Origin of the sequence: Rhodanobacter umsongensis (assembly GCF_042654965.1) — a bacterium.
Taxonomy (GTDB): domain Bacteria; phylum Pseudomonadota; class Gammaproteobacteria; order Xanthomonadales; family Rhodanobacteraceae; genus Rhodanobacter; species Rhodanobacter umsongensis.
In genome coordinates this window covers 118,049-130,366 of sequence record NZ_JBHSMK010000002.1, presented here as the reverse complement: position 1 = coordinate 130,366, position 12,318 = coordinate 118,049, and the positions used below count along the sequence as shown (strand labels likewise).

Genomic DNA, 12,318 nt, shown 5'->3' with positions numbered 1-12,318 from the left:
TCACGATCAATCGGGTAAAGTCGCGGCATGCGCTTGCTCGTCATTATCATCCTGCTCCTTTTCGTCGCCGCCGGCATCGTGCTGGGCGCGCTCAACGCCGAGATGGTCGGCTACGATTTTTCTTTCATCCAGGTGCGCTTGCCCAAGGGCGCCGCCTTGCTGGGAGCATTGGTCGTCGGCTGGCTGCTCGGCGGCCTGACCGCATGGCTGGGGGTGAGTTCGGTGCAGCGGCGTCAACGCCGCCGGCAACTGCGCGCGGACAAGAAGCCGCCGGCCAAGCCATGAATTTTCTTTACATGCTGGTGCCGCTGGTTCCGGTAGCGTTTGCCTTGGGCTGGTGGGCTTCTCGCCGGGCCGGTGCGCGGCGTTCGGGCGTCGAGGTCAGCGAGCTTTCCTCGGACTATTTTCGCGGCCTCAATTACCTGCTCAACGAAGAGCAGGACAAGGCTATCGAGGTTTTCCTCAAGCTGGCCGAATACAATCGCGATACGGTCGAGACGCACCTGGCATTGGGCAACCTGTTTCGCCGCCGGGGCGAAGTGGATCGGGCGATCCGTCTGCACCAGCATCTGGTTTCGCGCCCCGGCCTGTCCGAAGCGATGAAGACGGTGGCCTTGCTGGAGCTTGGCGAAGACTACATGCGCGCCGGGTTGCTCGATCGCGCCGAAGCCTTGTTCTCCGATCTGGTGGCGATGGACGCTCATGCACCTTCGGCGTTGCGCCATCTGATAGCGATCTACCAACACGAGCGCGACTGGCACAAGGCGATCGAGCACGCGCGCCGGCTGGAGGTAATGACCGGCGAAAACGAAGCGCCCATGATCGCCCAGTTCTATTGCGAACTGGCCGACCGCTCGCGCCAGCATGGCGCCCGCGCCGAAGCCCGCGACTACCTGCGCCAGGCATTCGAATGCCAACCCGATTGCGTGCGTGCATTCATGCTGACCGGGCGCCTGCAATCAGAAGATGGCCATCATGCCGAGGCAGTGGCCGCTTACGAGGCGGCGGTGAATTCGGATATCGCGTTCACTCCGGAGATCCTGCCGCCATTGCTCAACAGCTACGCCCGCTCGCAGCAGATGGAGCGCGCCGAGACATTTCTGCGCGACATGCTGGGGCGGTATCACGGCGTTTCACCGGTGCTGGCGTTGACCCATCTGTATCGGCAGCGCGACGGCGAACGGGCGGCTATTGATTTCCTGACGGCGCAGTTGCGTCAGCGGCCCTCGGTACGCGGCCTGATGGCTCTGATCGACGCCACCATGGACAAGATCGAGGGCGAAGCGCGAGAGAATTTCCTGATCCTGCGCGACCTCACCCGCAAGTTGCTGGAAGGACAGGCGATGTACCGCTGCAGCCGCTGCGGCTTCGGCGCCAAGGCGCATCACTGGCAATGCCCCAGTTGCAAAAGCTGGAGCACGATCAGGCCGATCCATGGCGTCGCCAGCGAGTGACCGTAGCATGACAACGTACATCGCCATCGGATGGTTGCCCGCAGCATTTCTGATCACCTGGGTGTTGACGCGCGCAGCGATCCACTACGCGCACCGACGCGGCATGCTCGACCAACCCGGTCAGCGTCGTTCGCACCATCAGCCGACCCCGCGCGGTGGCGGCATCGGCATCGTCATTGCAATGTTGGGATGTGCGCCGGCCACGCTGCGGAGCTTGCCCGCCGCATGGCCGTCCGGCGTCGTCGCGGCCCTGCTCGTTGCGCTTTTCCTGGTGGCACTGGCGGGCTGGTGGGATGACCACCGCGCACTGCCGGTGTTGCCGCGACTGGCCGCCCAACTGCTGGGCGCAGGCACGTTTTCGCTGGCCCTGGTGATGACGGACCTGTCGTGGTGGTGGCTGCCGTTGCTGCTGGCTGGCGGAGTCTGGAGCATCAACCTGCACAATTTCATGGACGGCATCGACGGCCTGCTGGCGCAGCAGGCCGTCTTCGTGGGCTGCGGCCTGGCTTGGCTGGCTTGGACGGCGACGCAGCCGGCGCTGGCATTCGCTGCAGCCAGCCTGGCGGCTGCAGCGCTGGGCTTTGGCTGGTACAACTGGCCACCGGCGCGCATCTTCATGGGCGATGTCGGCAGTGGCAGCATCGGCCTGCTGATCTTTGCGTTCAGCGCGATGTTGTGGCGGGTGGATCATGCCCTGTTGTGGCCGGCGCTCATCCTGTCCTCGGCTTTCGTGGTCGACGCCAGTCTCACCCTGCTGGCCCGCGTCTTCGGCGGGAGGCGTTGGTACACTGCACATCGCGAACATCTGTATCAGTGGCTGGTGCGTCGCGACGCTACCCATGCACAGGTGGATATAGCCTATCTGGGCTGGAACCTGCTGATCGCCGCACCGTCGGCATGGTTGGCCTGCAGTCATCCGCGGATGGCTTTGCCGGCTACCATGGCCGTCTATCTGGCGGCGGCTGCAATGTGGCTGTTATTGAAACGTCGTTGTCTGCGGCGACACCGAGGCAAGGCATCCCATGTCACTGCGTAAATTCGTCGGCATCATCCATCCGCGCATCGCCGTCGTCCTTCACGACGTGGCGATCACCGCGATCGCGTGGTGGTTTGCCAAGCTGCTGCGCTATGCCTTGAACCCGGACGCAATTGTCAGCTTCGGGCCATTGGAGTTCCCGATCGTGTTGCTGGTGCAGGGCCTGATCTTCCGCTGGACCGGGTTGTATCGGAGCGTCTGGCGTTTCGCCAGCTTGCCGGACCTGTGGAACATCCTGCGTGCAGCCCTTGCCGGCACCGTGGCGATCTATGTGGGCCTGTTTCTGTACAACCGCCTCGATGGCGTGCCTCGCTCGGTGCTGCTGCTCTATCCGGTGTTGCTGGCTGCGCTGCTGGGGGCACCGAGGTTGGCGTATCGGTACTGGAAGGACAGTCGCAACGACCTGTTGCATAACCAGGCGGTGAAGCGCGTCCTCATCGTCGGTGCCGATCGCGCGGGCGAGGTGCTCTCACGCGATCTCCATCACGACAACCATTACGCCGTGGTCGGCTTTATCGACGACAAGGCCAGCCTGCGCGGGGCGAGCATCAATGGCCACCCGGTCCTTGGCCGCTTCGACCAGTTGCCCGAGGTGGCGCGCGAAGCCGCGGTAGACATGCTGCTGATCGCCTTGCCTGGTGCCTCGACCGTCGAGATGCGGCGGGTGGTGGCGCTGTGCGACGAGACCGATCTTCCCTACCGGACGGTGCCCCGGCTTGAAGACGTGGTCGCTGGCAGGGCGCAGTTCAACCAGATCAAGGAAGTGGCGATCGAGGATCTGCTTGGCCGCGACACGGTGGAACTGGACTGGACCGCCATTCGCGAAACCCTCAGTGCGCGTCGCGTGCTGGTGACCGGCGGCGGCGGCTCGATCGGTTCGGAGCTGTGCCGGCAGGTAGCCCGTCTGGGTGCGCATTCGCTCACCGTGGTGGAGCAGAGCGAATACAGTCTCTACCGGATCACCCAGGAACTGCGAGCCGATTTTCCGGAGCTGATCCTCGACGGCATTCTGGCGAATTGCGGAGACCTTCCCGCCATGCAGAAGGCCTTTGCCGAGGCCAAGCCCCAGGTGGTGTTCCACGCCGCGGCTTACAAGCATGTACCGATGCTGCAGGGGCAATTGCGCGCGGCATTTCGCAACAACGTGTTGGGCACTCGCACGGTGGCCGATGTGGCGCGCGAGGCAGGGGTCGAGTGTTTCGTGCTGATCTCCACCGACAAGGCGGTCAACCCGACCAGCGTGATGGGCGCTTGCAAGCGCATGGCCGAGATCTACTGCCAGAATCTCAACGCGCATGCCGAAACGCACTTCATGACAGTGCGTTTCGGCAACGTACTCGATTCGGCCGGTTCGGTGGTGCCGCTGTTTCGCCGGCAGATCCGCGATGGCGGCCCGGTCACCGTGACCCATCCGGAAATCTCGCGCTATTTCATGACGATTCCCGAGGCTTGTCAGCTGATCCTGCAGACCGCGAGCATCGGCAAGGGCGGCGAGATTTTCGCGTTGGACATGGGTGAGCCGGTCAAGATCCGCGACCTGGCCGAGCAGATGATCCGCCTGGCGGGCAAGAAGCCAGGCAGCGAGATTCCGATCGTGTACACCGGCTTGCGTGCCGGCGAAAAGCTGTTCGAGGAACTGTTCCACCCGCTGGAGAACTACAGCGCCACCACGCACAGCAAGATCTTCCTGGCACAACACCGGGAAGTGTCATGGGAGTTGTTGCAGGCACTGCTGCAAAAGGCCGCCGAAGCGGTTGATGTCTACAACGAAGAAGAACTTCGCCGTTGCGTATCCAGCTTGCTGCCTTCGTTCCGTTGGACGGAATCGGCGCAACCGGACAACGTGGTGTCGATCCGTCGCGCCAATCCGGAGATCAATGAGTGAGCAAGCCCCTGCGCAAAGTGGTGTTTCCTGTGGCCGGCCTCGGCACGCGCTTCCTGCCGGCGACCAAGGTGGTTGCCAAGGAGATGCTGCCGGTCCTCGACAAGCCACTGATCCAGTACGCCGTCGACGAGGCGGTGGATGCTGGCGCCGACACCCTGATCTTCGTCACCAATCGCTACAAGCATGCCATCGCCGACTATTTCGACAAGGCTTACGAGCTGGAAGCGAAGTTGCAGGAAAAGGGCAAGGCCGAGCTGCTGGCGCTGGTGCAGGGCACGCTGCCGCGGCATGTGCGGGCGATTTTCGTGACGCAACCGGAAGCTCTCGGGCTGGGTCATGCTGTGTTGTGCGCCAAGCCGGTGGTCGGCGACGAACCTTTCGGCGTGGTATTGCCCGATGATCTGATCTGGAACGGTGCCGGCAGGGGCGCATTGCGGCAAATGGCCGAACTCGCGGATGCCCGCCAGGCAGGCGTGATCGCGGTGGAGGAAGTGCCGCCGGACGAGACCGACAAATATGGCATCGTCGACGCCACGTCGATCGACGAGCGCAGTGCGCTGATCCGCCACATGGTCGAGAAGCCCAAGCCGGCCGACGCGCCATCGAACCTGGCCGTGGTCGGCCGTTATGTATTGCCGGGTCGCATCTTCCAGCTGCTGGAGCAGACTACGCCGGGCGCCGGCGGCGAGATCCAGCTGACCGATGCCATCGAGGCGCTGCTGAAAGAACAGGGCAAGGTGTTGGCTTATCGCTTCGAAGGCATCCGCTTTGATTGCGGCAACAAGGCCGGCCTGGTGCGCGCCACGATGCACATGGCGATGCAGGACCCGAAACTGGCGCCCACCGTGCGGGCCTTCCTCGATCAGCTTTGAGTGGAGCACGATTCGTGCGGCCGCGACGGCTTGAATCGTCTATTCGCCGACGCGGTTTTCCTGGGGCTATATTCGTTCCATCCCTGGCGTCGAGGCGAATCACCGCAGCAGCATGAATCCGCACTCCTACTATCGCGCCACCGCTACACCTTACGTACCTTACGCACCGCTTCAGGGCAGTGGACACGCACGCGTGGCGATCGTCGGCGGCGGTTTCGCGGGGCTCAATACCGCCCTAGGCCTGGCCGAGCGGGGCATGCGCGACGTCGTGGTGCTGGAGCGCGAACAGGTCGGTTTCGGTGCCTCCGGCCGCAATGGGGGCTTCGTGTTTGCGGGGTATTCGCTGGGTGAGCAATCCCTGCTGGATCAGTTGGGCGATGCCCGTGCGCAAGCCTTGTTCGGGCTGACCACCGAAGCGGTGCAGTGCATCCGCCAGCGCATCGCCAGGTACGCCATTCCCTGCGACGCGGTCGACCAGGGGGTGATCTGGGCCAACTGGTTTCGCGACCCCGCAGTGCTGCGCCAGCGCCAGCAACTATTGGCCGAACATTACGGCGTGCACTGGCAATGGTTGCCCGAGGCGGAGCTGCGCCAACGAGTCCGCAGCGAGCGCTATCACGACGGCCTTTACGAGCGCGATGCACTGCACCTGCACCCGCTCAACTACGCGATAGGTCTCGCGGCGGCATGCGCCGGACAGGGCGTAAGCATTCATGAGAATAGCGGCGTCCGCAGTCTCGCGCGCGAAGGGCTGCAGTGGCGTGTGAGTACGGCGCAAGGCGAGCTTCTGGTGGATCATGTGGTGCTGGCGTGCGGCGGCTATCTGGCTGGTCTGCAAAAGCCGATCGACCGGGCGATCCTTCCGATCGCCACGTACGTCATGGTGACCGAACCGCTCGGCGACCGGCTGGACGATTGCCTGCACACGCGCGCCGCGATTTACGACAGTCGCTTTGCATTCGACTATTACCGCGCGCTGCCGGACACGCGGCTACTGTGGGGCGGCCGCATTTCGATCCTCAACCGTTCGCCGCGAGCGGTGCAACGACTGTTGACGAAGGACCTTTTGCGGGTATTTCCGCAGTTGAAGGGAGTCAGGATCGACTACGCATGGTCGGGCCTGATGAGCTACGCCCGGCACCAGATGCCGCAGATCGGAGGCGACGGCAATGGTCTGTGGTGGGCGCAGGCGTTCGGCGGCCACGGGCTGGCGCCAACCTGCGCGGCGGGCGAGTTGCTGGCGGCGGCAATCGCCATGGGCGATGATCGCTGGAAGCAATTTGGCGACTACGGCTTGGGCAGCACGCACCGGCCTTTTGGCTATCTTGGTGCGCAAATGACTTACTTGTGGCAGCAGGGCCGCGACGCGTTGAAGACGAGGCTGGAAGGATGACCGGGGATTCCGCACAAATCAGCTGGGCCGATTTCGAGAAGGTGGTGATCGTCGCCGGTACGGTGACGCGCGTGGAGCCTTTCCCCGAAGCGCGCAAACCGGCGTGGAAGGTCTGGGCGGATTTCGGTCCGTACGGCGAACGCAAGACCAGCGCGCAGATTGCCGCGCTGTATCGGGCCGATGAACTGGTGGGCCGGCAGATCGTCGGCGTGATCAACTTTCCCGAGAAGCAGATCGGCCCGTTCCGCTCGCAGTTCCTGCTGACCGGGTTCCACACCGATGCCGGTGTGGTTATCACCGCGATCGAGCGGCCAGTACCGAACGGCACCCGGCTGGCCTGAGCGAGACCGTTGTCCCCGATCGGCCATGGACGCGCCCGGAAAGGGCCATTGCCAGGACCGTCGCGGCGGCGATCATGACAGCCCCTTTCTGCTGCCAGGACGATTCGATGACAACACTCCCGATCACGCGATGGTCGCGCATAGTTGCGTGGCTGTTCCTTACGCTGGCCACACTCGGCATTGCGCAGGCGGAGGAGCCGGCCTGGAGCCAGCCGCGACAGCCTTTTCGCATCTACGGCAACACCTGGTACGTCGGTACACAGGGGCTGAGCGCCATCCTGATCACCTCGCCCGGCGGCCACGTGCTGATCGATGGCACGTTGCCGCGCAACGCGGCGCAGATCGAGGCGAATATCCGAGCACTCGGGTTCAAGTTGCGCGATGTCCGGGTGATCCTCAACTCGCACGCACACGCGGATCATGCGGGCGCCATTGCCCGCTTGGCCAGGGACAGCGGCGCGCAGGTCTGGGCGAGCTCGAACGGTGCCCGCGCGCTCAAGGCTGGCGGCAACGATCCGGACGACCCGCAGTACGGCATGGCACCGCGTTATCCCGCCGTTGCCCATGTTGCGGTGATAAGGGATGGCGGCCGCGTGCGCGCGGGCACGATCACCGTCACCGCGCACTACACACCAGGCCATACGCCGGGCAGCACCTCGTGGACGTGGCAATCCTGCGAGGGCAGCCGCTGCCTGGCGATGGTCTACGCCGACAGCCTGACCGCGCTCGGCAGCAGGGATTACCGTTTCACCGACGACAGCAGCCACCCGCATCGGGTCGAGGACTTCCGCCATTCGATCGCCCGGGTGGGGGCCTTGCCGTGCGACGTACTGCTGACGCCGCATCCCGATGCCAGCGGCTTCATCGACAAGGCCGATCGGCGCGGACGGAGCGCGCAAGCAGACCCCCTGGTCGATCCCCAGGCCTGCAGGAACTATGCGGCCGGTGCGCGTGAGCGCTTCGATGGGCTACTGCGTCAGGAAGGCCGTACGCCGCACTGAGTCGCTCAGCGATCCAGCCACACTTCGAGCCCTTGCGCGTTGAGGTCGATATCCATGCCAAGCAGTTCGCGCAATGCATCGCGTCCCCGCTGCCAGCCATGGTCTTTCGCGCGGGCGGCGTAGAGGTCGGTAAGCGACTCCATCAGCACGGCGTGCCGATCGGGCCTGCCGTGCGCGGCGCGAGCCAGGCCGACCATCGCGTCGATCTGCACGTGCAGGTCGGCCGCGAGCTTCTCCACCTGTTCGACCCGTCCGAAGTGGGTGAGGTACATCGCGTCGGGCTTCAACGCGACCAGACGTTCGATGGATGCGTGGAGTGCCGCTGGATCGAACTGCACCGGCGAGGTGGTGGGCAGGATGAACGGCCCTTTCGCAGTGTCGAAATCGCGGTACGACAGGCCGAACACGTCACCGGTAAAGCATACGTTTGCGCGGGGGTCGTGCACGGTGAGGTGGTGCTTCGCGTGGCCGGGCGTGTCGATGCATCGCAGCGGCCGACCCGCCAGCTCCACCACGTGTCCGTCGGACGCCTCGATCACGCGCTCGGGCGGAACCGGGCGCAGCTGGCCGTAGGTTTCCTCCATCACCGCCGCGCCGTAGACCGCGCTGGCGCCGGCCCACAGTATCGAAGGATCGATCATGTGCCGGGCTCCGCGCGGATGCACCACCAGCCGCGCGTCCGGCAACTGCGCGATCAGCTCGCCCGCACCGCCGGCGTGATCCAGATGCACATGGGTAAGGATCAGCCAGTCCACGTCGGCAGCAGCGATGCCGGCATCGTCCAATGCGGCCAGCATGCGCGGCACGGCAAAGTGGGTGCCGCAGTCGATGAACGCACCGCGGCCGTTCTCGACGAGCAGATAAGCCGCGTCGAACTGGGGCCGCACAAAGCCGGTGTCGATGGTGTGGATGCCGTGGGTAGCCATGCTGCCTCCCGATCAGTCGATTCGGCAGGGTAGCAAGTCACTGCGCAACCAGCACTTGCACGTCGCCGGCCGGTTGCGGATACGCGCCAGCCCGGCACGCAGATAGAACTGCGGTAGGCTAGCGACGGGTGGGGGAACCGGGAAGTGTATGGGCACCGGCTGGGCGTCAGTCCGCCGTAGCGCGTTCAGCCTTTCGCCTTTGTCGGCCGCGGCACGCGCCACAGATACCAGGCGGCCGCGGTGCGATAAGGGCTCCAGGCCTGCCCGATCAGCGCCATCGCCTTCGGCGTGGGCGCCACGCCGAGCGACTTCAGCAGCCGATAACCTTCGCGTACACCGAAATCGTCCACCGGCAGGATGTCGGGCCGGGCCAGGCTGTAGATCAGGAACATCTCCACCGTCCAGCGGCCGATGCCTTTCAGTGCGCTGAGCCGCGCGATGAGTTCGTCATCCGGCAGTGCCTGCGCCGTGGCGAGATCCGGTACCACGCCGCTCAACGTGGCGGCGGCGATGCCGTGGATCGTTTCGATCTTGCGCGCCGAATAGCCGCAGGCACGCATGGCATCGAAGCCGGTGCCGAGCAACTGCGACGGCGACGGAAATGGCTGCTGCGGATACAGCGCCAGCAGGCGAGCGAGGATCGCATCGCCGGCTTTCACGTGCAGTTGCTGATAGGCCACCGCGCGCACCAGGGCCTCGAATGGTTCGCGCGCGGGCTTCGGTTCGTGGCCGCAGGGGCCGAGCTGCGCCACCAGTCGCGCCCAGTCGGGGTCGATCGACGCCAGATACGTCGATGCATCGGCAAACGCCTGCCTGCGGCTCTTCATCGGGATCGATTGTCCGTTGCTAGCCGGCACGGCGAAAGGTCAGGTTGATGCGGCATTCACCCAGTGCTGAGTGATGGTTCGGCTTGAGCGGCAGCACCCCGTGGTAGCGCAGCCGCGCGGGTCCGCCCCACACGACCACGTCACCGTGCGCCAGCGGCACGCGCATCGGGCGATCCGTGCGCCGCATGCCGCCGAACAGGAACACGGCCGGGATGCCGAGCGAGACCGATACGATCGGCTGCTCGAAGTCGTGCTCGTCCCGATCCTGATGCAGGGTCAGCCGGGTGCCCGGGGCGTAGCGGTTGATCAGGCAGGCATCCGGCACGAAACGGGCAAAGCCGGCTCGTGCGGCGGCCGCTCCAGCCAGTTCAAGAAAGGCTTCAGGCATGGGCGGCCATGGCATGCCGCTGTCCGGATCGATCGGGTCGTAGCGATAGCCGCGCCGATCACTGACCCAGCCCAGCGGGCCGGCGTTGGTCATGCCCACCGACATGCGGAAGCCGCCCGGCGTGATCAGGTGACGGAACGGCGCCTGTGCCGCGATGGTGTCGATCGCCTGCAGCAGCGGCGGCTCGTTCGCCAGCGCAAACCCGCGCAGCACCACCGCGCCATCGCATAGTGGTTCGTCCTGGCGCGAGGGATCGGGCACGGCGGAAAACAGATCGGTCGTGATCATGTGGCGTCGTGAAAGATGATGCCCAGCGTATGCCGGTGACCGCTGCGTATCCTGCTGACGCCATGCCGCAGGTTCACCCGGTAGCTGCCGCGCGTACCCTGCACCGGGCGCTGGTGGACCGCGAATACCACGGCGTCGCCCTGGCGCAATGGCACCACTTGCGGCCGCGATTGCATGCGCGGGCGCTGCTCGGTCAGCACGAACTCGCCGCCGCTGAAATCGCGCTCCGGTTCGGACAGCAGGATTGCCACCTGCAACGGAAACACGTGTTCGCCATAGAGATCCTGGTGCAGGCAGTTGTAGTCGCCGGCGCCGTACTGCAGCAGCAGCGGCGTGGGACGCTGCTGGCCGGCGACGTGGCAGCGCCCGATGAACTCGGTGTGAGTATCCGGGTACCGCACGTCGATACCCATCGTCGCATTCCAGCGGTTTGCGATCGGGGCCAGCCGCGGATAGATCGCGTTGCGCAGGCTGGCCACCGTGTCCGGCAAGGGATAGCCGAAGTACTTGTACTCGCCACGTCCGAACCCGTGCCGACCCATCACGACACGACTGCGGAAGAGCCTGTCGTCCGCGTAGAGGGCGGCCAAGGCGCGGCATTCCTGCGGCAACAGCAGCGCTTCGATCATCGCGCAACCCTGGGCGTCGAGATCGTCCGCCATGCCGGTCCAGTCGAACATCTGCAGCCGCGCGCAGGCATCGTCCGTGGTTGCGATGGGCAGCGCGCGCAGCTGCGCGCTCATGCCTGTACCTCGCGTGCGAGCAGGGCGCGCTTGCGCTCCACGCCCCAGCGATAGCCGGACAGACCGCCGTCATTGCGCACCACACGATGGCAGGGGATCGCCACCGCCAGCATGTTCGCTGCGCAGGCTCCGGCGACCGCACGCACGGCCTTGGGCGAACCGATGCGTCGGGCGACGTCGCTGTAACTGACAGTAACGCCGGCTGGAATCTCTCGGAGCGCCTGCCAGACGCGCTGCTGGAACGCGGTGCCGCGCACATCCAGCGGCAGGTCGAGGCCGAGCGCCGGAGCTTCGACAAGACCGACCACCTGCGCCACCAACTGCTCGAACGCATGGTCGCCACCGATCAGGTTCGCCCTGGGAAAGCGGTCCTGCAGGTCGCGGGCCAGCGCATCCGGATCGTCGCCGAACAGGATGGCGCAGACACCTCGCCCACTCTGCGCGACAAGGATGGCGCCCAGCGAGCATTCACCGATCGCGAAGCGGATGTCGTGGTCGGCGCCGCCGGCGCGATAGCTGGACGGCGTCATGCCGAGCAACCGGTTCGACGTCTCGTAGAAGCGGCTGCTGGCGTTGTAGCCGGCGTCGAAGATCGCCTCGGTGACGCTGCCGCCGCGATCCAGTTCGCTGCGCACGCGGCCGGCGCGATGGGCGGTGGCGTACTGCTTTGGCGTCACTCCGGTGACGGCCTTGAACACGCGATGGAAATGGAACGGGCTCAGGCCGGTCGATCCGGCCAGCTGTTCGAGCGTGGGTGGCGTGTCCGCGCGCTCGATCAGTCGGCAGGCTTCGGTGACCATGGCGGCGTGCTGTTCCGACAAGGACAGCTGATCCGGCTTGCAGCGTTTGCAGGGACGAAAGCCGGCACGCTCCGCCGCGGCGGCGGAATCGTGGAACGCCACGTTCTCGGGCCGAGCCGGCCGGGCACCGCAGGAAGGACGGCAATATACGCCAGTGGTCCTGACGGAATAGAAGAAGCTGCCGTCGGCGCGTGCATCGCGCATCCGGATGGCGGCCCAGCGTGGGTCGGTCAGCGTTGCGGCGGCAAGTGCGGCATGTTTGTCGGGCGTTTTCATGGGAGTTCTCTCCGATAGATTATCGCGTACTGCCCAATCTACGGATCGGTGGTGCCTGCGACACTCCGGGTCTTGCGCTTGAATTCGT

General features: G+C 65.3%; 13 protein-coding genes. 8 read left to right on the top strand and 5 right to left on the bottom strand.

From position 1 onward, the window contains the following. Positions 1-27 precede the first annotated feature (27 nt). The 8 genes from ACFPME_RS00585 (at position 28) to bla (ending at position 7,982) form a co-directional block, all read left to right on the top strand. Positions 28-285, top strand: a complete 258-nt coding sequence (locus ACFPME_RS00585) for a DUF1049 domain-containing protein (RefSeq protein ID WP_377300972.1) — start codon at positions 28-30, stop codon at positions 283-285. Next, positions 282-1,454, top strand: coding sequence for a lipopolysaccharide assembly protein LapB (gene lapB / locus ACFPME_RS00580; protein ID WP_377300970.1), 1,173 nt, complete (start codon positions 282-284; stop codon positions 1,452-1,454). Before ACFPME_RS00585 ends, lapB begins: the two co-directional genes overlap by 4 nt. Before the next feature lie 7 nt (positions 1,455-1,461). Next, a complete protein-coding gene (locus ACFPME_RS00575) occupies positions 1,462-2,490 on the top strand; it encodes an MraY family glycosyltransferase (protein WP_377300968.1) in 1,029 nt (342 codons plus the stop codon). After that, positions 2,477-4,375 carry a polysaccharide biosynthesis protein gene (locus tag ACFPME_RS00570; protein ID WP_377300966.1) on the top strand — a complete coding sequence of 633 codons (1,899 nt, stop codon included), beginning with the start codon at positions 2,477-2,479 and terminating at the stop codon, positions 4,373-4,375. Before ACFPME_RS00575 ends, ACFPME_RS00570 begins: the two co-directional genes overlap by 14 nt. After that, positions 4,372-5,247 carry a UTP--glucose-1-phosphate uridylyltransferase GalU gene (gene galU / locus ACFPME_RS00565; RefSeq protein ID WP_377300964.1) on the top strand — a complete coding sequence of 292 codons (876 nt, stop codon included), beginning with the start codon at positions 4,372-4,374 and terminating at the stop codon, positions 5,245-5,247. Before ACFPME_RS00570 ends, galU begins: the two co-directional genes overlap by 4 nt. Positions 5,248-5,359: 112 nt before the next feature. Next, positions 5,360-6,640, top strand: coding sequence for an NAD(P)/FAD-dependent oxidoreductase (locus ACFPME_RS00560; protein WP_377300962.1), 1,281 nt, complete (start codon positions 5,360-5,362; stop codon positions 6,638-6,640). After that, positions 6,637-6,981, top strand: coding sequence for a tRNA-binding protein (locus ACFPME_RS00555; protein WP_377300960.1), 345 nt, complete (start codon positions 6,637-6,639; stop codon positions 6,979-6,981). The genes ACFPME_RS00560 and ACFPME_RS00555 overlap by 4 nt, the downstream gene beginning before the upstream one ends. A gap of 107 nt (positions 6,982-7,088) precedes the next feature. Continuing rightward, positions 7,089-7,982, top strand: coding sequence for a subclass B3 metallo-beta-lactamase (gene bla / locus ACFPME_RS00550; RefSeq protein WP_377300958.1), 894 nt, complete (start codon positions 7,089-7,091; stop codon positions 7,980-7,982). A 5-nt stretch (positions 7,983-7,987) separates the two neighbouring features. On the opposite strand, the gene ACFPME_RS00545 is transcribed toward bla, so the two are convergent. From ACFPME_RS00545 to ada, 5 genes are all read right to left on the bottom strand, one after another. Beyond that, positions 7,988-8,908, bottom strand: a complete 921-nt coding sequence (locus ACFPME_RS00545; protein WP_377300956.1) for an MBL fold metallo-hydrolase — start codon at positions 8,906-8,908, stop codon at positions 7,988-7,990. A gap of 185 nt (positions 8,909-9,093) precedes the next feature. Beyond that, a complete protein-coding gene (locus ACFPME_RS00540; protein WP_377300954.1) occupies positions 9,094-9,735 on the bottom strand; it encodes a DNA-3-methyladenine glycosylase family protein in 642 nt (213 codons plus the stop codon). Between the two features lie 19 nt (positions 9,736-9,754). After that, the gene (gene alkB / locus ACFPME_RS00535; protein WP_377300952.1) at positions 9,755-10,411 is read right to left on the bottom strand and encodes a DNA oxidative demethylase AlkB; all 657 of its coding nucleotides are present in this window, start codon (positions 10,409-10,411) and stop codon (positions 9,755-9,757) included. Next, on the bottom strand, positions 10,408-11,154 hold the full coding sequence (locus tag ACFPME_RS00530) for a 2OG-Fe(II) oxygenase (protein ID WP_377300950.1): 747 nt from the start codon (positions 11,152-11,154) through the stop codon (positions 10,408-10,410). Before ACFPME_RS00530 ends, alkB begins: the two co-directional genes overlap by 4 nt. After that, positions 11,151-12,230, bottom strand: a complete 1,080-nt coding sequence (gene ada, locus ACFPME_RS00525; RefSeq protein ID WP_377300948.1) for a bifunctional DNA-binding transcriptional regulator/O6-methylguanine-DNA methyltransferase Ada — start codon at positions 12,228-12,230, stop codon at positions 11,151-11,153. The genes ACFPME_RS00530 and ada overlap by 4 nt, the downstream gene beginning before the upstream one ends. Positions 12,231-12,318 lie beyond the last annotated feature (88 nt).

Excerpts from the sequence above, each read along its gene's own strand:
- ada (WP_377300948.1), bottom strand. The coding sequence starts at position 12,230 with ATGAAAACGCCCGACAAACATGCCGCACTTGCCGCCGCAACGCTGACC.
- ACFPME_RS00555 (WP_377300960.1), top strand. The coding sequence starts at position 6,637 with ATGACCGGGGATTCCGCACAAATCAGCTGGGCCGATTTCGAGAAGGTG.
- ACFPME_RS00530 (WP_377300950.1), bottom strand. The coding sequence starts at position 11,154 with ATGAGCGCGCAGCTGCGCGCGCTGCCCATCGCAACCACGGACGATGCC.
- ACFPME_RS00545 (WP_377300956.1), bottom strand. The coding sequence starts at position 8,908 with ATGGCTACCCACGGCATCCACACCATCGACACCGGCTTTGTGCGGCCC.
- ACFPME_RS00540 (WP_377300954.1), bottom strand. The coding sequence starts at position 9,735 with ATGAAGAGCCGCAGGCAGGCGTTTGCCGATGCATCGACGTATCTGGCG.
- ACFPME_RS00585 (WP_377300972.1), top strand. The coding sequence starts at position 28 with ATGCGCTTGCTCGTCATTATCATCCTGCTCCTTTTCGTCGCCGCCGGC.
- alkB (WP_377300952.1), bottom strand. The coding sequence starts at position 10,411 with ATGATCACGACCGATCTGTTTTCCGCCGTGCCCGATCCCTCGCGCCAG.
- ACFPME_RS00575 (WP_377300968.1), top strand. The coding sequence starts at position 1,462 with ATGACAACGTACATCGCCATCGGATGGTTGCCCGCAGCATTTCTGATC.
- lapB (WP_377300970.1), top strand. The coding sequence starts at position 282 with ATGAATTTTCTTTACATGCTGGTGCCGCTGGTTCCGGTAGCGTTTGCC.
- ACFPME_RS00560 (WP_377300962.1), top strand. The coding sequence starts at position 5,360 with ATGAATCCGCACTCCTACTATCGCGCCACCGCTACACCTTACGTACCT.
- bla (WP_377300958.1), top strand. The coding sequence starts at position 7,089 with ATGACAACACTCCCGATCACGCGATGGTCGCGCATAGTTGCGTGGCTG.
- ACFPME_RS00570 (WP_377300966.1), top strand. The coding sequence starts at position 2,477 with ATGTCACTGCGTAAATTCGTCGGCATCATCCATCCGCGCATCGCCGTC.